This is a genomic window from Bradyrhizobium ganzhouense, assembly GCF_049949285.1.
GTDB classification, from domain to species: Bacteria; Pseudomonadota; Alphaproteobacteria; order Rhizobiales; family Xanthobacteraceae; genus Bradyrhizobium; species Bradyrhizobium ganzhouense.
In genome coordinates this window covers 6,923,198-6,942,900 of the sequence record NZ_CP181318.1, presented here as the reverse complement: position 1 = coordinate 6,942,900, position 19,703 = coordinate 6,923,198, and the positions used below count along the sequence as shown (strand labels likewise).

Here is a 19,703-nt window from a genome sequence, read left to right as displayed (position 1 = left end):
TCGCGTTGTCCCCTACAATGCCGTCAGCAACCTCGTTCGAAGTTGCGACGGGCAGCTTAGCATCCTCCAACGAGAATGCCAGCGACGCAAGCGATAAGGCTTGCGCGGATTCCGTGCATGAAAGCGCGCTACATCCCCGACAGCTTGGTTACGTACACGTTGAGTGTGCCGCCGGCTTCCGCGACCACGCGCAGCGTCTTGGAATCGAAGGCGATGTCGGCCAGCGTGAGGCTGCTGATATTGGCCTCGACCTTGACACCGTCCTCGCTCTTCTGGAAGTCGGCAATGACGCCTGCGATCTTCTCGCGCGCGTTGGCGGCGATCGGCTTCAGGTCGAGCGTCGCCTTCTGCACCAGCGCCTGCTGCATCTGCGGCACCACCGCGCGGGCCGCAGCGCCAAGCAGGCCGAAGGCCGCCTCGGACTCCACCGCGAGCTGGATGTCGGCGAGCCGCAGCGTCTGCTGCGCCTGGTCGAGCATCGGCCGACCCCAGATGTGCACGGTCGCCTCGGCGCCGAGCCCGAGCCAGCTCTTCTTCTCTTTGGCGCGCACCAAGAGCGAGATCAGAAGCCGCTCGCCTGATGGGACGACGTTGACGCTCTTCACCGTGACCTCGACCGGACCGGAGCCGTCCTCGGGATAGGTGTGGCCGACCATCTGGGCCGCGATCAGCTTGTTGATCTCGGTGAAGGGCACGTCGATGGGAACGCCGATGTTCACGCCGGTGCCGGTCGGCGGCACGATCGAGATCTTGTCGGGGAACGGGCAGTCCGGCTTGGTCTGCGCCGGCGTCACGCGCGTCTCGGCCTCGAGGCCGAGCAGCAGCGTCACGTTCTGCGCGTCGACGCGCGGCTGCGCTGCGATCGCGCGGGTCGGCTTCATCTCGAGCCAGAGCGGCGGCAGCGCGGCCGAGGACCCGGTGCCCTGCAGCGGGATCGAGCGGCAGGCCTTGGCCCATTGCACCTTCGCGTTCTCGCGCAGGCTGGGATCGTTGCGGATGCGCTCGGAGACGACGTTGAGCTGATCGCCGACGGTCTTGTCGATCAGCGGCTTCACCTGCGCCGGAACGTTGACCTTGGCGCCGGCGACGTTGAGGTTGGTGTCGCCGAGATTGACCTGCGCGCCCAAATTCGGCTCGAGATGCCAGGCGGCCGCGAGCTTCGGGCGCGAGGTGACGACGACGCTGCCCTTGATCTCGGCGCTGGCGTTCAAATTCTTGATGTTGACCGCGCCGATCCGTTTCGCCGCGTCGCCGCCGAGCACGCTGCCCAGCGCATCGCCGAGCGCGCCGGTGGCTTTCGCCGACAGCGATCCCGTCACGTTCAGCTTGCCGCTGATCGGCGTCGACAGCGTCAGCACGTCCTTGTCGCCGGTGGCCGACATCGGTCCGCGGACGGCGGTCCAGCCGATATCGGCGTCCTGCAGGATCTGCGAGATCGGATTCTCGGCCTTGCCCGCGAAATTGCGCGGTGAAGCCTTCTCGGCCTGCTCCCGGATCGCCGACAGTGCGATCGCCACTGGCGCCACCACGATCGAGCTTTTCGAGACCGGCGGCAGCGGCGGCAGTTGCGCGACCGGCGGCGCCGAATTGGTCGCGCGCGGCGACAGCAAATCCATCGCCTTCAGGCTGATGAAAAACGACGCCGCGAGCACCGCAACGGCGATCAGGACAGTCTTCAAGTTCAGCGTCAGTCGCATCAATCCCCCAAGCCGCCCCGACGGGATTTTACAGGGCAGGCGAGGAGGGCGCTAGAGCGCATCGGTGGGGTGGAATTGCGGCAAATCGGTTAATGGCTGCGGCCGTGCTGTGTCCGTCTGTTCAGGCGGCTAGCCGCGCCTGGGACGACGGACCGCGCGCACCTTGCCGGCGGCGCCGCCGCCGCAGAACAGGCGATCGCCCCCGTCGGATTCCAACCCTGAAACCATCATCCCGGCCGGCAGGTCGAGCTGTTCGAGCACCTTGCCGGTGTCAGGGTCGATCCGCCTGATGTCGCTGTCCTCGCCTTCCCAGGTGCCATGCCAGAGTTCGCCGTCGACCCAGGTGACTCCGGTCACGAAGCGCTTGCTTTCGATGGTGCGAAGCACCGTGCCCGTGTCGGGATCGATCTGATGGATCTTCCGCTCGCGATATTGCCCGACCCAGAGCGAGCCTTCGGCCCAGGCCAGGCCGGAATCGCCGCCGCCACCCGGCGCGGGGATCGTGGCGAGCAGCTTGCCGGTCGCGGCGTCGATCTTCTGGATGCGATCCTCCGCGATCTGGAACAAATGGCGGCCGTCGAACGCAGTGCCCGCATGTGCGGCGACATCGAGCGAACGCGCGATCTTGCCGTTGGCCGGATCGAGGCCATTCAATTTGTCGCCCGATGCGAACCAGACATGGGTGCCGTCATAGGTGACGCCATGCACGGCCTCGACGCCCGGAAAAGGCCCGTATTCCCTGACGATCTCGGCGGCGGAACGCTTCATCTGCTCGATCCCTGTGATGCGACCAGCCTACGATTTTAATAGAGGTCCGGGGAGTAACAAGCCTGTCGGGAATCCGGGGACGGGCGGGGTCATCCAGCGGCGCGCGCGTCCGTGGCCGAACGACTGCACCTTGTTCGTTCGCGCCAGCTCTTCGAGCGCCCGCTGCACCGTGCGCGCGCTCATGTGAAGCGCGAGTGCGAGCGCCGAGCTCGACCACGGCTCGCCGTCGGCGAGAATGGCAAGGACGGCGGCGTGCTTCTCCTCGACGGGCCGGGCCAGCACGATGACGTCGCGCGTTTTGCGCGGGGCCAGCTCGAAACCCTGTTTTGTCGCGCTGATCTCGGCCAGCGGCTTGAGCTGGGTGCGGAGGCGGCCAATCTCGACGCGCAACCGCGCGCGGTGCGACTCGTCGACGTGCCTGGCCTGGAACGCGCCCGATATCAACGCCTCGCGCGAGACATCCGCGGGCCATGCCTGCGCCAGCAGACGGGCGAGCGCGAACAGCACGGGCCGCGTTCCGAGCGACACGGCCGTGCCTTGCCTGCGCACGACATGATGGAAGGTGTCGACGACGAGCGCTGTCGAGGTCGCCAGTCTCTCGACCTCGCCGAGCAGCAGCGGGTGTTCGCGGCCGCGCGCGATCAGGCGCGCCGCCGGCGTGTTCAGGATCAAGCTCGCGCTGTCGACCTCGGCCATGAGCGCCGGGATTTTTGCCAGTCGTGCTGCCTTGCCTGCGCGATCGAGTGCTGCGCGCGCATCTCTTGTTTTCAACCGCCTGATGGCGATGCCGGCAACCACCAGCTCGCGAACGACGACAGACGCAGGCGGGAGCGGGGAGACGCCGATCTCGGCCAGCGTGCGCTCGGCCTCGTCGATGCGTCCGAGCAGGACAAGACGGCGGGCCTCGATGTGGCCGGCATGAGCGGCATTGGCGAGATCGCCATGGCTTGCGAGCGTTGCCCGCGCGCCGGCAAGAGTTTTGGCCGGCCAGCTCAGGTCGCGCGAGACCAGCGCGATCTCGGCCTCGGCCACCACGCATCTGGCGCGCGCGACCGCCTCTCTCGGCCCGAAGGCGCGCGCAGCGCTGCGCAGCAGCGTCTTCGCTTTCGCGAGATCGCCGAGCTGCGCCATCGCGATGCCGCGCAGCGCCAGCGACGGCGCATCGTTGCCCAGCGCGACGCGGTTCAGCGCGCCGAGCGGATCGCCGGCCTCCAACGCGCGCGCGGCGGCCGTGATCAGCGACTCCATGAAAATCCCGCCACACTTGTTACTCCCACCACGCAACCGTCTGGTGCCAGAAATCGTTGACGGCCGACATTGTGCGGTAAGCAAGAGGTTTGGAGAGCCATGATGACATCAGCAGAAAAACCGGGAACTAACGGACAGCCCGCCATGCAAACACCGCCAGTGGTGTCGCCGCAGGACTGGGAGGCAGCCCGTCAGCAACTGCTCGTGAAGGAAAAGGCGCATACCCGCGCCCGCGACGCACTTGCCGCCGAACGCCGGCGCATGCCGTGGATGGAAGTCGACAAAACCTACGCATTCGAGGCGCCCTCGGGCAAGGCCAGTCTGCTCGATCTGTTCCAGGGCCGAAAGCAGCTCATTCTCTACCGCGCCTTCTTCGAGCCGGGTGTGTTCGGCTGGCCAGACCATGCCTGCCGCGGCTGCTCCATGGTGGCCGACCAGGTCGCCCATGTGTCGCACCTGAACGCCCGCGACACCACGCTGGTGTTCGCCTCGCGCGCGCCGCAAGCCGATATCGCGCGGCTGAAGGCGCGGATGGGCTGGAACATTCCGTGGGTCACCATCACCGACAGTTTTGATGCCGATTTCGGCGTCGGCGAGTGGCACGGGACCAACGTGTTCTACCGCGACGGGACGCGCATCTTCCGCACCTATCTGATCAAGAGCCGCGGCGACGAGCAGATGGGCGGCACCTGGAACTATCTCGACATCACCCCGCTCGGCCGCCAGGAGCCCTGGGAGGATTCGCCGGCAGGGTATCCGCAGAGCCCGACCTACAAATGGTGGAACTGGAACGACAGCTACGAGGTGGGCGCAGCGCCCGACAAGAAATGGGTCGAGGTGTCGGACGCCGGCGAGATCGCGCTCCGCGCGGCGGGCGCGCAGTGACCGAGATCTGTTCAGTCAACGCGGCCGCCGACGGCGGTCGCGATGACAGGGAGGCCGTGGCCGCGTCTCACCTCGCCCGATGGCTGGGTCTTGCGGCCACGCCCACCTTCGCGCTCATGGCCGTGCTGACGGCTGTGATCAGTGGCAGCCCGGCGGACATGCTCTGCTCCGCCGGTTACGGGTTGTCGCTGGGCGGGATGGTCCCGATGTATCTCTTGATGAGTGCGTTTCACTCGGCGGCGTGGCTGAGGCTGATCTCGGAGCGGCAGGGTGGGGGACGGGCATAAGGAGATCATCGGTGCTGATCGAAGACGGCCTTGGTCCACTCGGGCCGTCTTTGTTATTTGCCGCTTCCGTCGACGAATAATTCCATCAGGACTTCATCAAAATACCGGCCGTTCTGCTTCAGTGCCTTCACCTCGCGGCCGTATTCGACGAAGCCGGCGGCCGCGTAGAGGCGTAACGCCGCTTCATTCTTGCTCGCAACGGTCAGTTGGAGTTTTTCGACGCGCTTTGCGGCATGGGCAATAACCGTATCGACGAGACGCCGGCCGAGGCCAGCTCTCCCCGCCGACTGCCGCACATACATGCCCCAGAGATCGGCCTTGTGCATGGTCTGGGGACCATCCTGCCGGCGGAAGCCGGCGACGCCGACGATCTCGTCATCGATGAAGGCGCCGAAGACGTCCGACGTGGTGAGGCGCTCCTCGAACCAGGCGAGGGGCTTTTCCTGCTCGCGCGCGAAGGTGCTGGCGAAAGCTTCAGGATGCGCCGACAGCGCTTCCAGCCTGATCGCACGGTAGAGTGCGGCGTCGGCGGGTGTGAGCAGTTTAATCATGCGGGTAACGATATCTCACGACGGGCCATGTGGCCCAAACAAAAACGGCTCCGACATCGCCGGGGCCGTTCGTATCTGAATCTCGTCCTCAGCTCGGCATTGAGGCTGATCGGCGCAAAACGAAAACGGCCCCGGTTTACCGGGGCCGTTTGACTGGTTCGCCATCTCGACGGTTTGAACGGTCCGCCCCTAGTCCTCGTCGTGGTGCCCGAAATAGCCGGTCGGAACGCTCAGCTGGAAGCGGCCAATCGACCGATAGTCGCCGAGATTGTTGCTGGGCTGCGGCGTATTGTAGCCGGCGAACACGATCGTCACGGTTCGCTCATCGCTCTGGACGGCCTGCGGATCGTAGACCCGGCCACTGAAGAAGTTCGTGGTGTAACCCGGAGCCGGCGCCTTGAAAGGTGCGACCTGTGCCGCGCTCAGCGCATCGACACCATGGAGATTCACCAGCGGTGCATTCAGCGGATAGGATCGCGGGCCTGACGGATCGACGACGGTGTCCGTCGACAGGATCGGATTGTCGAAACCGTTGACCACATGCCACTTCATGAGATCGCCGGGTGCGCGCACCGGGTTGTCGGTCTCGGCATAGCCGATGAAGTGGAAGCCGTCGGAATCATTGTCCAGACAATTTCCGGCGCCGAAGAACAGGCCGTACCGTCCGTCATGGATCCGCAGGATGCTGCCACTGCCGAGCCAGCGGATGCCGTTCAGCGCGACGGTCGTCTGGTCGCTGAGGCCGGTGGCGGCGCCGACGTCGGTGAAGTTCAGGCCGTCCGCCGTCGTTGCGACGCGAATCGTAATCACGTCGTGATTGGTCTTTCGCGGCTTCTTGTTCACGAGGTTGGTCAGAGCAAAGGCGGGCGTCGCCGGGCACACCTGATTTGGCGGGAAGTTCTTGTCTCCCGTGCTGATGTCCTTGGAGACGTAGAGGACCGCGGTGCTTTCGCCCAGGTGCACAGCGCCCAGGATGGCATCGGGGTCCGTCAGGCCCGTCGTCGCGCCGGCCGTGGCCTCAAGCTTGGGATAGCCTCCGGACGCGAGCGGGCTCACGTAACCGAGCTCGGGCAGACCGTACAACGAGAAGTCTTCTCCGCGGTGAAGCGGGTGAACGACCAGCTGATCGCTGTCGATATGACCATTGGCGCGGTTGAGATGGTAGACGCGTTGCTTGCCTTTTACGCTGAGGGCGAAGGCGTGACCAAGTCCGTTGTCGGCCGCATTCGCGTTCGAAGAGCCATACGGCGTCTTCGTTCCGTTGACATTGACGTTCAGATTGTCGGGGTCGGTCGCGTCCCACGGGCAGTAGGGGTTGAGCGCCAAGGCCTTGTCCCTGAAGATCCAGCTCGCGCCCCAGTCCAGCGAAATCGCGGCGACGGTTGTCTCCTGCTCGTTCCGCGGGCGGTAGTCGAACAGGCCTTCGAGCAGATTGCCGCGGCGGCGCACGAACGGGAAGTAGTAGGGCTGCATCACGCTCTTGCCGTGATTGACCGTCGGCTCTCCGGCGGCCGAGCAGTAGTCGGCGTAGGGCGTTCCGTAGAGCGTCGGATCGTAGGGCGGCGTCAGACTGCTTGGCGGCACGATGCCGGAAGCGTCGTGATGATGAAAAGCTCCCGACTGATGCAGGGCCCACGGTCCCTGTTCGATCGTCGACTGGGTCAAACTGTTGGGAATGTAGGAGATCGCGGGGCCGGCATCAGCGGTGGATGCAGCCGCCAGCAGGACACACGCGGCAGCGGTGCCATGGAGCAAGCGCGTCATGATGGAATGCCTTTTGTTTGGAAGGGAGCAGTTCGGTCGACAGGCGCTGCGCGGCGCGACACGCGAAACAATGCGAGACGCTGCGGGCCTCACTCGTTCCCTAACATCCGGCTCCAACAGATCTGTGACACCGGCATGTCAGGGTGCGATCGAAGCGGATTTGTCCCGCATTCGCCGCCGCAAACGAAAACAGCCCCGGTCTCGCCGGGGCCGTTCGTATCTCAATCGCGTTCGTCGCTACTTACCGCCTCGCGCTAGCGAAGCTCGGCGCGGCGCTCGGTCATCGGCAGCACGATCACCTTGGTGCCGACGTTGACGCGGGAGTAGAGGTCGGAGACGTCGTCATTGGTCAGGCGAATGCAGCCGGAGGAGACGTGCTTGCCGATGGTGTCGGGGGCGTTGGTGCCGTGGATGCGGTAGACGGTGCCGCCGAGATACATGGCGCGGGCGCCGAGCGGGTTGCCGGGGCCGCCGGCCATGTGGCGCGGCAGGTAGGGCTGGCGCTGAATCATTTCCGGCGGCGGGGTCCAGTCCGGCCACTCGGCCTTCTTGGTCACCGACTGCGTGCCCGACCAGGTGAAGCCATCGCGGCCGACGCCGATGCCGTAGCGGATCGCCTGGCCGTTACCGAGCACATAATAGAGATAGGTGTTGGGCGTATCGATGATGATGGTGCCCGGGGCTTCACGTGTTGAATAGCTGACGGCCTGGCGGCGGAAGCGGGCCGGCGTCTCGACGGCGTCCTGATCCTCGGACGGCGCGGTCTGATAGGTCGGCGCCTGATACGGCTGGTACGGCTGCGGCGCAGTCATCGTCGGCAGCGGCTGGAAGAACGGAAACAGCTGCACGGGCGCGGCCTTGGCCGGGCCGGCAAATGCGATTGCGGTCACGGCCACTGCACTGACGGCAACGGCGCGCGAATACGTCTTGAATGTGTCCAGATTGAACATTGGTCGCCCCTGTTTGCGTGGTGTTTCTTGGTCACCCCGGCACCGTTTCGGTGCTCCGTTGCTTGAAGTCCTAACGGAAAGAAGTTTCGGGACGTTTGCTCGGAAAACCGAAAACGGTTTCGTCGTGGCAAGGATTGTTTCATGACAGTTTCGTGGCCTAGCGCGCCCGTTAACGAACAAAACAGTGCGCCGACACTTATGTGACGTCACACGCCTGAAATATCCGTGGTTGATGGTCCTAAGCCGAGAATCATCAAACTCTCGGGATTTCCCCATGCGGGTATTAATCGCGACTGACGCCTGGCATCCGCAGGTCAACGGTGTGGTCCGGACGCTGACTTCGCTGGCGGCCGCCGCCAAGGCCCTCGATGTCGAGATCGACTTCCTGACGCCGGACGGCTTCCGGTCGTGGCCGCTGCCGACCTATCCGGGCCTGCGCTTTGCGCTGCCGAGCGGAAAAGAGATCGCGCGGCGGATCGAGAAGGCCGCGCCCGAGGCGCTGCATATCGCAACCGAAGGCCCGATCGGCTGGGCTGCGCGCGCCTATTGCCGCCGCAACGGTCTCGCCTTCACCACCTCCTACACGACGCGCTTTCCGGAATACGTCTCGGTGCGGACCGGCATTCCTGATGCCGTCGGCTATGCCGTGCTGCGCCATTTCCACGATGCCGCCGCCATGACCATGGTGGCGACGCCGTCGCTGCGGCAGGAGCTTTCGGGACGCGGCTTCAAGCGGCTCGGCTTCTGGGGGCGCGGCGTCAACACCGAGCTGTTCCATCCGGATGCTCCGGCCAGGCTCGATCTTCCCGGTCCGATCTTCATGACGATGGGCCGCGTCGCGGTGGAGAAGAACCTCGAGGCGTTCCTCTCGCTCGACTTGCCCGGCACCAAGGTCGTCGTCGGCGACGGCCCGCAGAAGGCGGCGCTCGAGAAGAAATATCCGGATGCCGTCTTCCTCGGCGAGAAGAAGGGCGCGGATCTGACTGCGCATCTCGCCGCCGCCGACGTCTTCGTGTTTCCGAGTCTCACCGACACGTTCGGCGTGGTGCAGCTGGAGGCGCTCGCCTGCGGCACGCCTGTTGCTGCGTTTCCGGTGACCGGACCGAAGGACGTCATTGCCGATCACCCGATCGGCGCGATCGACAACGATCTCCGCGCCGCCTGTCTGCGCGCGCTCACCATGTCGCGCGAGACCTGCCGCAACTTCGCGCTGGAGCGCTCCTGGGAGAACAGCGCGCGCCAGTTCGTCGGCAACCTCACCTCACTCCAGCCCAGCCGCGTCCTGCGCGCCTCGCCTGTGATGGCGCGGCGGCCGGTGCGCGGCTGATCATACTTTGACCCACAGCGAGAACCTCATCGATGGCTAAGATCATGAACCTTGACGGCACCCAGCAGCTAGACCTCACCCGCGGTACGGTCGAGCAGGCCTATGATCGCTGGGCGCCGGTCTACGATCTCGTGTTCGGAGGCGTGTTCGCCAAAGGCCGTCAGGCCGCGATCGCAGCCACCAACAAGATCGGCGGGCGCGTGCTCGAGGTCGGCGTCGGCACCGGCATCTCGCTGCCGCTCTATGCCCCGAACCTCCGCATCTTCGGCACCGACATTTCGGAAGCGATGCTCGACAAGGCGCGCCGCCGCGTCAGCGAAGGCAACCTCAAGAACGTCGAAGGCCTCGCGGTGATGGATGCCGAGAAGCTCGAATTCCCCGACAATTCCTTCGACGTCGTGATGGCGCAGTATGTCGTCACCGCGGTGCCGAATCCGGAGACGGCGCTCGACGAATTCGCCCGCGTGCTGCGTCCGGGCGGTGAGCTGATCATTCTCACCCGCGTCAGCGCCGATACCGGCATGCGCCGCTTCATCGAGCAGAAACTGCAGCCGGTGGTGCGTCCGCTCGGCTTCCGCACCGCCGAGTTCGCCTGGTCGCGCTATGCCAAATGGCTCGCCGGCGCCAAGGGCATCGAGCTCGCCGAACGTCGCCTGATTCCGCCGCTCGGCCATTTCTCGCTGGTGCGTTTCCGCAAGGTCGAAATCGCCAAGGCAGCCTGAGCAAGGTGAGGGCGGCGGCCTGAGCCGCCGCTCGCGCGTTGTCGTGCGTCATCGCGTCGCTGCACATTGTCATATGACAAAATGATGATGTCACACGGCGTACATCGAATCCCTGTAAATCCCTTACCCGAAAGCATTTTGGGGAATAGCATGATCAAGAATTATCTCGAGCAGCTGCGGATCCAGCGCTGGGACGACCATCGCTACTATCACCACAGCCGCATCAATCAGAGCCTGCACTTCGTCAGCGCGCTGAGCTTCCTCTTTGCCTATGTCTGGCTGTTCGTCGATCCGATGATCTCGGCGCTGGTCGGCTGGCTGGTCTCGATGACCTCGCGCCAGGCCGGTCACTTCTTCTTCGAACCGCACGATTACGACCACATCAACCAGGCGACGCACGAGTACAAGGAAGACATCAAGGTCGGCTACAACCTTCAGCGCAAGGTGGTGCTGATGGCGATCTGGGCGCTGTCGCCGCTGATGCTGCTGGTCGATCCGACGCTGTTCGGCCTGTTTACCCCCTGGGCGACTGCGGCCGATTTCATGCGGCAGGTCGCCAAGATCTGGCTCGTGATCGGCGGCGGCGGTCTCCTGTTCCGCACCGTGCACCTGTTCTTCATCCGGGACGTCGAGACCGGCCTTGTCTGGATGACCAAGATCCTGACCGACCCCTTCCACGATCTGATGCTCTATCGCAGCGCTCCACTCGCTTTGATGCGCGGCGAGCTGATGGATCCCGGCCTGCATCTCAACCCCGAGCACACGCTGGGCCTCATCTCCGAGCCCACGCTCGAAGAGCAGCACGCCTGAGCGCGCTGCCACACGTCACTCCGATGTCTGATGGTTACGTCATGCCCGGCCTTGCGCCGGGCATCCACGTCTTGGGGGCGTCTTTGCCTCTCCCCGCGTGCGGGGAGAGGCCGACGCGCGTAGCGCGGCGGGTGAGGGGGGCTCTCCGCGGGGGCAGCTCTCACCGTGATTGCGGAAACAGCCCCTCACCCCGACCCTCTCCCCGCGAAGAGCGGGGCGAGGGAGAGGAGAGGGCGGCGTTCGGAGTGAAGGGTAATGTAGCCTCAGCGCCCAAGACGCTTGGCCAGCATCTCTTTCAGGATCTGCCGCTTGATGTTCTTGTTGGTGAGCGCGCCGTCGTGCCACCAGAAGCCGTCGGCCTTCATCTTCCCGGCGGCGCGGACGAAGCGGTCGGCGACCTCAGTGAAGTCGGCGTCGGTATAGTTCAGGCTGAAGATCAGCCGTCCCGTGCCGACCCAACTCAGCGACAGGCCTTCGGCACGCAGGTAATATTGCAGCATCCAGTTGTAGCGGGACGGGGTGGTATATTTCACCGTCCAGATCGACGAGAAGTTGGCGAACTGCACCGGCAGCTTGGCATCCGTCATCATCTGGTTGAGCCTCTCGACGCGGCCGTTCCAGGTCGCATCCAGGCCGTCATAGATGGCGCGGAAGTTCGGGCTGGCGAGCCGGCTCAAGAACTCGTCCATCGCCGTCATGACGTAGGGATGCGAGTTGAAGGTGCCGCGGGCGAAGCAGATGTCGGCGGGACGGTCGTCGCGGAAGCGGCGCATCAGCTCGCGTCTGCCGCAGACCACACCGACCGGCAGGCCGCCGGCGAGGCTCTTGCCATAGGTCACCATGTCGGCCCTGACGCCGAAATATTCCTGGGCGCCGCCGGGGGCGAGACGGAAGCCGACGAAGACCTCGTCGAAGATCAGCACGATGCCGCGCTCGGTGCAGACCTCGCGCAGCTTCTTCAGCCATTCGGTGTAGGCGGCGCGATCGAAATTGCCGCCGCGCGAAGAATCCACCAGCGAAGAATCGCCGGGCGCGTTGACGTTCGGATGCAGGCCTTGCAGCGGATTGACCAGCACGCAGGCGATGTCCTTGCGCGTGCGCAGCACGTGCAGCGTCTTCTCCGACATCTCGGAGAGGGTGTAGGTCTCGTGCGCATTGATCGGATTGCCGACACCCGGCTGCACGTCGCCCCACCAGCCGTGATAGGCGCCGGCGAAGCGAACCAGATGCGTGCGCTTGGTGTGATAACGCGCGAGCCGCACCGCCTGCATCACCGCTTCGGTGCCGGACATGTGGAACGAGACCTCGTCGAGGCCCGAGATCTGGCAGAGCCGCTGCACGTTCTCGAGGATGACGGGGTGGTAGGGGCCGAGCACCGGGCCGAGCGCGTGCGCCCGCTTCTCGGAGCCCTCGATGCACTCCTTGTAGAAGTCGTTGCCGAAGATGTTGACGCCATAGGACCCGGTGAGGTCGTAGGAGGTGTTGCCATCGACATCCGTGACGGTGACGCCGCTCGACGATTCCATGAAGGTCGAGGTGCCCAGATGCTCGCGGGCGAGGCGCGAGAACTGGAACGGCACGCGGTAGGTTTCGGTGAAGTTGAGGTCGGAGATCGTCTCCGCCGCTTCCTTCGTCATCGCGCGGCCCTTGGGGTAGCGATCGGCGTAGATTCGCGCGAGCCGGAAGAAGGCCTCCTTGCGCTGCATCACCACATTCGCCGGCGCGCCATCGCAGCCGAAATACTTGTCGCCCTCGAACTCGTAGAACGGGAGCAGCTTTGCCACCCGGCGCGACATCTTGGAGTGCCCGGCGAGCGAGCGATGCTTGGCGCGGGACAGTTCGAGCCGCGCCTTGAGCTTCGGGAAGGCGGCGGCAGCGGACGCTGCGGCGGCCACGGAAAATGAGAGAATCGGGAGTGTCGTTTCCATGACAACAAGCGCTAATACTGCGAGCTGACAGATTCATGACAGTCAAAGCCCTCATCGCCTCTTTCACCCAGCAGGAAGACCTCAACTTCCTGTTGACCAACCGCATCCCCCGCGCGGCACTGACGCGCTTCATGGGCTGGTTCTCCAAGATCGAGAACCCGCTGGTGCGGGACGGCTCCATCGCGCTATGGAAGCTGTTCTCCGACCTCGATCTGTCGGAAGCCAAGAAGGACCATTTCAGGAGTCTGCACGATTGCTTCACCCGTGAACTCAAGCCGGGTCTGCGAGCGTTTGATCCGGATCCTTCGGTGGTTGCTAGCCCCTCGGACGGCATCGTCGGCGCCCATGGCCGGATTGTCGATACCGAGCTGTTCCAGGTCAAGGGCGCGCCCTATTCGCTGCTTGACCTGCTTGGCGACCCCGCGCTGGTCGAGCAGCACCGCAACGGCTCCTTCGTGACGCTGCGGCTGACCTCGAGCATGTATCACCGCTTCCACGCACCGTTTGATGCGCATATCGAGCGCGTCACGCTGATTCACGGCGACGTCTGGAACGTCAACCCGATCGCGCTGAAGCGGGTTGAGCGTCTCTTCTGCAAGAACGAGCGCGCGGTGATCCGCACGCATTTGTCGACGGGCGAGGCCGTGACGTTGGTGCCGGTCGCCGCGATCCTGGTCGCCAGCATCCGGTTGCACTTCCTCGACACGGTGCTGAACGCGCAGACCAAGGGGCCGGTCAACTTTCCCTGCGACGTCAACGTGACCAAGGGCGAGGAGCTCGGCTGGTTCGAGCACGGCTCGACCATCATCATCCTCGCGCCGGGTGACTTTTCGTTTTGCGACGGTATCACTGAGGGGACGCGCATTCGTGCAGGCCAGGCGCTGCTGCGAAGAAACTAGCCTTCAATCTGCCGTGCCCGCCGCGTATATGTCGGGCGGGGGCGATGATACTGGACGTAAGTGATGGCGCGGGCGCCGGTGATGGCGGCGGGTGGTATTGTGCTGCGGCGTGGCGACACGCCGCTGATTGCCATCGTGCGCCAGCGCAAGCGCAATGAATGGGTTTTGCCCAAGGGCAAGCTCGACGTCGGCGAAACGCCGAAGGAGGCCGCGCACCGCGAGGTGCTGGAGGAGACCGGCCACGACGTGATCGTGCACGAGTTTCTGGGCACGATCGCCTACCAGTCCGGCGGCCCCATCAAGATCGTGCATTTCTGGCGGATGGAGGCCGAGGGCGGTCCCGTCCGCAAGCTGATGAACGACATCAAGGCGGTCGACTGGCTGACGCTGGACGAGGCGCTCGCGCGCCTGTCGCGCGAATATGAGCGCGCCTTCCTCACCCAGGTCGGCCCGATCGCGATCGCCGCGGCCGGGCTTGCAACTTCGCCGGCGCCCGAGCCGACGCTGGCAGGCTACGAGATCGATGCGGCCTTGCAGACGCTGACACCCGCTGAAGCCGCGTCGGTCGATAAACTCAGGCACGGCCTGTTGCAGAAGGTGCGAGCCTGGCTGCGCGGCGAGGCGTGAGGTTTCTCTTTCGCCTCTCCCCGCTCTTCTGCGGGGAGAGGTCGGATCGCGCAAGCGATCCGGGTGAGGGGCATGGCACGTCGTTGCCAAGATGGAAGTCCATCCGACCCGCATCACGACCGTGGAGTTGGATCCTCGATCCACGATTCAAATCAAAGCTACGGAAGCAGCCCCTCACCCCAACCCTCTCCCCGTAAGAACGGGGCGAGGGAGCGCACCGCGTGCTTCGGCGCTATCGCTTCTTCTTTTCCCTCGGCGCCGGAGCTGGCGCGGGTCTGCGTGGTGCGGCGGGGCGTTGTGCGCCGGGCAGGCGTTGTTGCAGGCCCGGCGGGCGCGGTGCAGCGCCTTGTTGCGGCGGGACGGGCGGCTGCGCGCCGGGCTGACCGGGTTGCATTCCCGTGCGCGGCGTTTGCGGCGTGGTGCCGTTCGGCTGCGCCGGCGTGACCGCGCCAGGCTGCTGCGGAGATTGCCCGCTGCGGTGTGGCTGCGTCGGCGGTGCGCCGCCGGGCTGCGTGCCCTGTCCTGTGCGGGGCTGGGCGGCCGGCTGTCCCGTACCCTGCTGCTGGCCCGGCTTCTGCTGACCCTGACCCGCGCGCGGCGTGCCCGGCTGCGCAGCACCGCCTTGTCCCTGGCGCTGCGGCTGTTGCGTGCCTGGCGTTCCCGGGCGGTTCGGCGCACCCGGCTGCTGCTGACCCGGACGGTTGTTCTGACCCGGCTGGCCATTCGGCCGCTGAGGCTGCGGCTGCTGGTTCGGCGCCGTGTTCGGACGCAATTGCTGTTGCTGCGGCGGCTGTGCCGGTCGCGGAATGCGGCTGATCGCGGCCGGATTGGCGCGGCGGAAGTCGCGCTGCTCGGTGACGATCTGTCGTCCCGTGGTCTGCGCCGCATGCACCTGGCTGACGAAGCCGCGGTCGCGCGCAATCTGCTGCGGTGGAATTGTGATCGGCACCGCGGCAAAGCGCATGCCGCCCGGGCCGGCCGCGCCCGGCCGGATCGCAAAGCCGCTCGAGGCTTGCGTCAGCGCGCCGAGCCGCGTGCCGCTGGCGCGGTCGTTGACGTCGATATGGCCGACCCGGCCGTCGGCGTCGGGATAGAGTTTGATGTTGACGTTTTTTGTGCTGTTCGCGGTCGCGTTCTCAGGCACGTCGACGACGCCGGTGGTGCCGCGAATGCCGAGCGTTGCGGTCGGCGTTGCGATCTTCATGTCGCCGGTCTTTGCCACCGCCGCCGCGACGAACGCGACCGTACCCTTGCCGATGTCGAAGATCGCCGAGTTCTGCTTGCCGCCGTCCTCATAGACGTAATTGTCGATGGCGATCTTGGAGCTGGCGGAGAGGTTGAACGTGGTGGCGTCGTTGAAGGTGATGCCGAGCGAGGAGTTCGAGGACGTCTGCACGACGTCGTTGAGATAGATGTCGTCGCGCACTTTCACCGGATAGGAGTTCTTGTCGCGAATCACGGTCGCGATCCCCGTCACGGTCGCGACGTTGCCGATCGGCTCAACGGTGGAGGGCTGCGCATCGGCGGCGGGCGCCGGCGAGGCCGATGGCGCGGGGGAGGGGGCGGGCGTTGGTTGAGCCTGCGGCTGCGCTTGTGTCTGTGGCTGCGCTTGCGCGAGCTCGATTGCGTCGGACGCGCACGCATTGTCGGCGCCGGCCAGCGGCAGCGCCAGCAGCGGCAAAGCAAACACGACGCGGCGCCAAGCCACCATCAAAGCCACGAATGAGGTCCCGGTGAGAACACGAGGCGAGATCAGCCGATATCAGCCGGTGCTGGCTGAATGGCGGATGAACGTCTGTCGCACGGGACGGGCGAACGTTCAAACGCCACGTCCCTGCATCGGGGACGTGGCGTCATCATGGGAACAAGAATGCCTGGCAGTGGCGTCGGCGTCAGCTCACCCGCTTCCAGGTCTGGCCGCCGCAGAACATGCCGCCGAAGGCGCAGCCCTGCACCCGCATTGCATTCGGACTCTTCATGGCGATCGTGGAGTCGTAGTTCTTGCCGGATTCAGGATCGTGGATCCGGCCGCTCCACTTGCCGCCGTCGGGCTTCATGTTGACCAGGATCAGCTCGTTGTTCTTCTCGGCATAGCCGCAGAGATTGGAGCCGCATGGCTCGACGCGGACATTGCCCTTGTTATCCTCGACGGCCCACACGCCGATCGGCGTGTTTGCGGACTGTACGGGAGCGGCGGCCGCCGGGGCCGGAGCGGGGGCAGCTGCAGCCGGCGCGGGCTGAGTGGTCGCGTCGACGGACGGCGCGGTGGCAACCGTTGTGGCCGGGGCGGCGGGAGCAACGACAGGAGCTGCCGGAACAGTCGTCGCCTGCTGCGCGGGTTGCTGTTGCACCGGAGCTGGCGCGGGCGGCGCAGTTGTGGTGCTCGTCGTGGTGCTGTCATCGTCCTTGGAGTTACCAAGGCCGTTGAGGTTGATGTTGCTCAGCTTGATCGGCTTGTCGGACAGGCCCGGCGCGACGATGGTCACACAGTTGAGAGAGGCACAGTTGCGTGGCGTCTCGATGCGGATGTGCTGGCCATCGATCTCGAACGAGATCGAATTGCCGGCATAGGCTGTGGCGGTCGATGCGAGGAAGAGGGCGGTGGCCGCGATGGCGAGCTTGTTCATGACAACTCCGAAATGGCGTGGGTCCCGATATGGACTGAAGTCGGTCGTGGCCCGGATGTGGTTCGACCCTATGCCCGATGCGTCCGGCCTTCTGTGATGGACCTCACAACGGTTGCCTGGGTGAGCCAGCGCACATTCAGCGACCATTCATCTGCGTAACGTCGCTGCCATAAGGAGGGAGGCGTCGATGAAGCGGCTTGCGATTACATTCGGCACCTTGATCATGCTAACGGCGATCGCGCCTGCTGCGCAGGCTGGTTCCTACGCCTTTACGATTGGCGGTCACCGGTTCGAAGTCGAGGCTCCGCGCAACTGCCGATTTACGTCTTGTGTTTCGATCTCCACCGATCGAAACACACGGCGGTTCGAAGATGTCGCCACGGCGCCGGCCCCGCTGCCCGCGCCGGTCGTCGTGCCGCCGCAGCCAGTCCAAGCCGCAACGCCGGTCAGGCCGCCGCAAGCGACCGTGGTCGCGCCGCCTCCAGCGCCGACCGCCCCCGTTGTCGCCGCGACGAGTTCTCGGCCCGTCGTGTTGCCGCCTGTGCCAAAACCCGAAACACCGAAATTCGAGGCTCTGAGCCCCAACCCGCCACGGGTTGATCTGTCGCGTGCAGACCCGCCGAGCGCGGCGCCGCCGGTCGTGGCTCCGCCGCCCGAGATCAAGCAGACCGTAGGGATCGCGCCGCGGCGTGACGACGAGTCGAGCTATATGCCGCTCGGCGAATGGGAAAGCGACAGCGCCAAGGGCACGGTCCGCATCGAACGCTGTGGCCCCCTGCTGTGCGGTTTTGCGCTGACCGAGGCCTCGACCCGTGGCGAAAGCGTGCTGGTCAACATGAAGCCGAAAGCGCACGACGCGTGGAGCGGCACGATCTACAATCAATCCAGCGGCAAAACCTATTATGCGACGATGACACTGAAGAGCTGGGGCAAGCTCTACGTCGAGGCCTGCGCGTTCGGCCATTTCTGGTGTTCCGGCAATGACTGGACGCGGCTCGAGGAGTGACCGGAGAAGCTGATCACGACATCGCGGCGGTGCGGCGCGGGGTTCTGAGCACGACAGAATGCCCGGTCGCCGAATGATCCGGCGCCGCCGGGCGAGCCCTGCGATAGGGTCGGTGGACGCTGCTAGATGATGCCGAGCACGATGGCGCCGACAAAGGCCATGGCAAGGTACGCGGTAACAACGCTCAGTCTTCCGACGAACGTCATGACGTTGCTCCCTGAAATCCCGCTTGGGATCGATCCCTCTGCGCGCGCGCTTTGCGCGCAATCGTTATGGTTAACAGAAACTCACCGTTCAAGAAAGTCAGCCTCGCTGCCGTTCATCCGGGGCCGCGGACGCGACATGGTAAAGGAAAGCTGAAATCGACACGTTGAAGAGTCTTTAAGTAAATTCACCGAACGTGCGCGCATGACGCGCGGAGTTCGTTTGTATCTCGTCGGCTCCATCGTCCTCGTTTCGCTCGCGGGTTGCGGACGCGGCTTGTTCCAGGCCGAACGCGAACCGTGGCGGGCCGAGGCGGAAGCGGCGTGCCTGAAATCGGGCGCCGTGAAAGAGAGCCCTGACATCGTCCGGATCGAGCCGATCTCCGGCCCCGGCATGTGCGGCGCCGAGTTTCCGCTGAAAGTTGCCGCCATCGGCGAAGGCACAAGCAGCTACGGTTTCGCTGACGAGGAACCACGCCCACCCGGCAGCATCGGCAACCAGCCGCGCTGGCCGGTGACGCAGCCGCAATCGAATTATCCGGCATCCTCCTATCCGCAGCGGTCGAACTATCCCGAGAGCGCGGTACGCCAGCCCTCCGGCTATGGCGCCTCCTCCGGCCCGGTGTCGCTCAGTGCGCCCGGCGTGGCGCCGCAGGACGACGAGATCGATCTGCCGCCCGAGGGCACCGATGCCGCGGGTGCGGCGCGCTACATGAATGCGCCGAGCTATCCGGCGCGGCAGCCCGGTCCGGCGCCGTATTCGCAGGCCCCGGCCCAACAGCCGCCGCGGCTGGGTCCCGCGCAGGGCAATCCCGTCACCGCCGTCGGTCCCGTCGCGGTGAAGCCAACGGCGACGCTCGCCTGTCCAATTGTGTCTGAACTCGATCGCTGGTTTGCCGACAGCGTGCAGCCGTCCGCGATGCGCTGGTTCGGCGCCCGCGTGGTCGAGATCAAGCAGATCTCCGCCTATTCCTGCCGCGGCATGAACGGTAACCCGAGCGCCCATATCTCGGAGCACGCCTTCGGCAATGCGCTCGACGTCGCCGCCTTCGTGCTCGCCGATGGCCGCCGCATCAGTGTGAAGGACGGCTGGCGCGGAATGCCGGAAGAGCAGGGATTTCTGCGCGACGTCCAGTCGGGCGCGTGCGCGCATTTCACCACCGTGCTCGCGCCGGGCTCGAACGTCTATCACTACGATCACATTCACGTCGACCTGATGCGCCGCGCCAGCCGCCGCCTGATCTGCCAACCGGCCGCGGTCTCCGGCGAAGAGGTCGCGGCGCGCGCGCAGCGGCGCACTCCTTACGCAAGCGCGCGCGATCCCTCCGTGACCGGCGCGCTCGGCGCGCACAAGAGCAAGCACGAGAAGGTCAACGAGGAAGACGAGTTCTCGGACGACTAGCC

General features: G+C 65.3%; 18 protein-coding genes. 9 read left to right on the top strand and 9 right to left on the bottom strand.

Going from position 1 to position 19,703, the window contains the following annotated elements:
- Positions 1-128: 128 nt before the first annotated feature.
- The 3 genes from ACLFLU_RS32165 to ACLFLU_RS32155 form a co-directional block, all read right to left on the bottom strand.
- Positions 129-1,697: a DUF4403 family protein gene (locus ACLFLU_RS32165; protein WP_426408734.1), complete on the bottom strand. Its 1,569-nt coding sequence runs from the start codon at positions 1,695-1,697 to the stop codon at positions 129-131.
- Positions 1,698-1,826: 129 nt separating this feature from the next.
- Positions 1,827-2,465, bottom strand: coding sequence for a PQQ-binding-like beta-propeller repeat protein (locus ACLFLU_RS32160; protein ID WP_426408733.1), 639 nt, complete (start codon positions 2,463-2,465; stop codon positions 1,827-1,829).
- A gap of 27 nt (positions 2,466-2,492) precedes the next feature.
- On the bottom strand, positions 2,493-3,713 hold the full coding sequence (locus ACLFLU_RS32155) for a helix-turn-helix domain-containing protein (RefSeq protein WP_426408732.1): 1,221 nt from the start codon (positions 3,711-3,713) through the stop codon (positions 2,493-2,495).
- Between the two features lie 99 nt (positions 3,714-3,812).
- On the opposite strand from ACLFLU_RS32155, the gene ACLFLU_RS32150 reads away from it, so the two are divergent.
- Both ACLFLU_RS32150 and ACLFLU_RS32145 read left to right on the top strand, forming a co-directional pair.
- Positions 3,813-4,598, top strand: a complete 786-nt coding sequence (locus tag ACLFLU_RS32150) for a DUF899 domain-containing protein (RefSeq protein WP_426408731.1) — start codon at positions 3,813-3,815, stop codon at positions 4,596-4,598.
- Positions 4,599-4,654: 56 nt separating this feature from the next.
- A complete protein-coding gene (locus ACLFLU_RS32145) occupies positions 4,655-4,885 on the top strand; it encodes a hypothetical protein (protein WP_426408730.1) in 231 nt (76 codons plus the stop codon).
- A gap of 53 nt (positions 4,886-4,938) precedes the next feature.
- On the opposite strand, the gene ACLFLU_RS32140 is transcribed toward ACLFLU_RS32145, so the two are convergent.
- From ACLFLU_RS32140 to ACLFLU_RS32130, 3 genes are all read right to left on the bottom strand, one after another.
- Entirely contained in the window at positions 4,939-5,436 is a 498-nt protein-coding gene (locus tag ACLFLU_RS32140) for an N-acetyltransferase family protein (protein ID WP_426408729.1), read from the bottom strand.
- A 189-nt stretch (positions 5,437-5,625) separates the two neighbouring features.
- A complete protein-coding gene (locus ACLFLU_RS32135) occupies positions 5,626-7,200 on the bottom strand; it encodes a hypothetical protein (protein WP_426408728.1) in 1,575 nt (524 codons plus the stop codon).
- Between the two features lie 254 nt (positions 7,201-7,454).
- Positions 7,455-8,150: a L,D-transpeptidase gene (locus tag ACLFLU_RS32130; protein ID WP_426408727.1), complete on the bottom strand. Its 696-nt coding sequence runs from the start codon at positions 8,148-8,150 to the stop codon at positions 7,455-7,457.
- A gap of 274 nt (positions 8,151-8,424) precedes the next feature.
- Here ACLFLU_RS32130 and ACLFLU_RS32125 point away from each other — a divergent pair, with 274 nt between their 5' ends.
- From ACLFLU_RS32125 to ACLFLU_RS32115, 3 genes are all read left to right on the top strand, one after another.
- On the top strand, positions 8,425-9,477 hold the full coding sequence (locus ACLFLU_RS32125; RefSeq protein WP_426408726.1) for a glycosyltransferase family 4 protein: 1,053 nt from the start codon (positions 8,425-8,427) through the stop codon (positions 9,475-9,477).
- A gap of 32 nt (positions 9,478-9,509) precedes the next feature.
- Positions 9,510-10,199: a methyltransferase domain-containing protein gene (locus ACLFLU_RS32120; protein WP_426408725.1), complete on the top strand. Its 690-nt coding sequence runs from the start codon at positions 9,510-9,512 to the stop codon at positions 10,197-10,199.
- Between the two features lie 150 nt (positions 10,200-10,349).
- On the top strand, positions 10,350-11,009 hold the full coding sequence (locus tag ACLFLU_RS32115) for a hypothetical protein (RefSeq protein ID WP_426408724.1): 660 nt from the start codon (positions 10,350-10,352) through the stop codon (positions 11,007-11,009).
- 263 nt (positions 11,010-11,272) lie between these two features.
- Here ACLFLU_RS32115 and ACLFLU_RS32110 read toward each other — a convergent pair whose 3' ends face one another.
- Positions 11,273-12,937, bottom strand: a complete 1,665-nt coding sequence (locus ACLFLU_RS32110; protein WP_426408723.1) for an aminotransferase class III-fold pyridoxal phosphate-dependent enzyme — start codon at positions 12,935-12,937, stop codon at positions 11,273-11,275.
- 35 nt (positions 12,938-12,972) lie between these two features.
- Here ACLFLU_RS32110 and asd point away from each other — a divergent pair, with 35 nt between their 5' ends.
- Both asd and ACLFLU_RS32100 read left to right on the top strand, forming a co-directional pair.
- Positions 12,973-13,836 carry an archaetidylserine decarboxylase gene (gene asd, locus ACLFLU_RS32105; RefSeq protein ID WP_426408722.1) on the top strand — a complete coding sequence of 288 codons (864 nt, stop codon included), beginning with the start codon at positions 12,973-12,975 and terminating at the stop codon, positions 13,834-13,836.
- A gap of 63 nt (positions 13,837-13,899) precedes the next feature.
- Entirely contained in the window at positions 13,900-14,463 is a 564-nt protein-coding gene (locus ACLFLU_RS32100; protein ID WP_426408721.1) for an NUDIX hydrolase, read from the top strand.
- A gap of 232 nt (positions 14,464-14,695) precedes the next feature.
- Here the strand turns inward: ACLFLU_RS32100 and ACLFLU_RS32095 are convergent, their stop codons facing one another.
- A complete protein-coding gene (locus tag ACLFLU_RS32095; RefSeq protein WP_426414120.1) occupies positions 14,696-16,174 on the bottom strand; it encodes a FecR domain-containing protein in 1,479 nt (492 codons plus the stop codon).
- 181 nt (positions 16,175-16,355) lie between these two features.
- Complete coding sequence (locus tag ACLFLU_RS32090) at positions 16,356-17,090, bottom strand: DUF2147 domain-containing protein (protein WP_426408720.1); 735 nt, start codon at positions 17,088-17,090, stop codon at positions 16,356-16,358.
- A gap of 187 nt (positions 17,091-17,277) precedes the next feature.
- On the opposite strand from ACLFLU_RS32090, the gene ACLFLU_RS32085 reads away from it, so the two are divergent.
- Both ACLFLU_RS32085 and ACLFLU_RS32080 read left to right on the top strand, forming a co-directional pair.
- Complete coding sequence (locus tag ACLFLU_RS32085; protein WP_426408719.1) at positions 17,278-18,096, top strand: DUF2147 domain-containing protein; 819 nt, start codon at positions 17,278-17,280, stop codon at positions 18,094-18,096.
- Positions 18,097-18,504: 408 nt separating this feature from the next.
- Complete coding sequence (locus tag ACLFLU_RS32080; RefSeq protein ID WP_426408718.1) at positions 18,505-19,701, top strand: extensin family protein; 1,197 nt, start codon at positions 18,505-18,507, stop codon at positions 19,699-19,701.
- Positions 19,702-19,703 lie beyond the last annotated feature (2 nt).

What these genes read in the sequence shown, in the direction of transcription:
- ACLFLU_RS32165 (WP_426408734.1), bottom strand. Translation starts at nt 1,697, where the DNA reads ATGCGACTGACGCTGAACTTGAAGACTGTCCTGATCGCCGTTGCGGTG.
- ACLFLU_RS32160 (WP_426408733.1), bottom strand. Translation starts at nt 2,465, where the DNA reads ATGAAGCGTTCCGCCGCCGAGATCGTCAGGGAATACGGGCCTTTTCCG.
- ACLFLU_RS32155 (WP_426408732.1), bottom strand. Translation starts at nt 3,713, where the DNA reads ATGGAGTCGCTGATCACGGCCGCCGCGCGCGCGTTGGAGGCCGGCGAT.
- ACLFLU_RS32150 (WP_426408731.1), top strand. Translation starts at nt 3,813, where the DNA reads ATGATGACATCAGCAGAAAAACCGGGAACTAACGGACAGCCCGCCATG.
- ACLFLU_RS32140 (WP_426408729.1), bottom strand. Translation starts at nt 5,436, where the DNA reads ATGATTAAACTGCTCACACCCGCCGACGCCGCACTCTACCGTGCGATC.
- ACLFLU_RS32135 (WP_426408728.1), bottom strand. Translation starts at nt 7,200, where the DNA reads ATGACGCGCTTGCTCCATGGCACCGCTGCCGCGTGTGTCCTGCTGGCG.
- ACLFLU_RS32130 (WP_426408727.1), bottom strand. Translation starts at nt 8,150, where the DNA reads ATGTTCAATCTGGACACATTCAAGACGTATTCGCGCGCCGTTGCCGTC.
- ACLFLU_RS32125 (WP_426408726.1), top strand. Translation starts at nt 8,425, where the DNA reads ATGCGGGTATTAATCGCGACTGACGCCTGGCATCCGCAGGTCAACGGT.
- ACLFLU_RS32120 (WP_426408725.1), top strand. Translation starts at nt 9,510, where the DNA reads ATGGCTAAGATCATGAACCTTGACGGCACCCAGCAGCTAGACCTCACC.
- ACLFLU_RS32115 (WP_426408724.1), top strand. Translation starts at nt 10,350, where the DNA reads ATGATCAAGAATTATCTCGAGCAGCTGCGGATCCAGCGCTGGGACGAC.
- ACLFLU_RS32110 (WP_426408723.1), bottom strand. Translation starts at nt 12,937, where the DNA reads ATGGAAACGACACTCCCGATTCTCTCATTTTCCGTGGCCGCCGCAGCG.
- asd (WP_426408722.1), top strand. Translation starts at nt 12,973, where the DNA reads ATGACAGTCAAAGCCCTCATCGCCTCTTTCACCCAGCAGGAAGACCTC.
- ACLFLU_RS32100 (WP_426408721.1), top strand. Translation starts at nt 13,900, where the DNA reads ATGGCGCGGGCGCCGGTGATGGCGGCGGGTGGTATTGTGCTGCGGCGT.
- ACLFLU_RS32095 (WP_426414120.1), bottom strand. Translation starts at nt 16,174, where the DNA reads ATGGTGGCTTGGCGCCGCGTCGTGTTTGCTTTGCCGCTGCTGGCGCTG.
- ACLFLU_RS32090 (WP_426408720.1), bottom strand. Translation starts at nt 17,090, where the DNA reads ATGAACAAGCTCGCCATCGCGGCCACCGCCCTCTTCCTCGCATCGACC.
- ACLFLU_RS32085 (WP_426408719.1), top strand. Translation starts at nt 17,278, where the DNA reads ATGAAGCGGCTTGCGATTACATTCGGCACCTTGATCATGCTAACGGCG.
- ACLFLU_RS32080 (WP_426408718.1), top strand. Translation starts at nt 18,505, where the DNA reads ATGACGCGCGGAGTTCGTTTGTATCTCGTCGGCTCCATCGTCCTCGTT.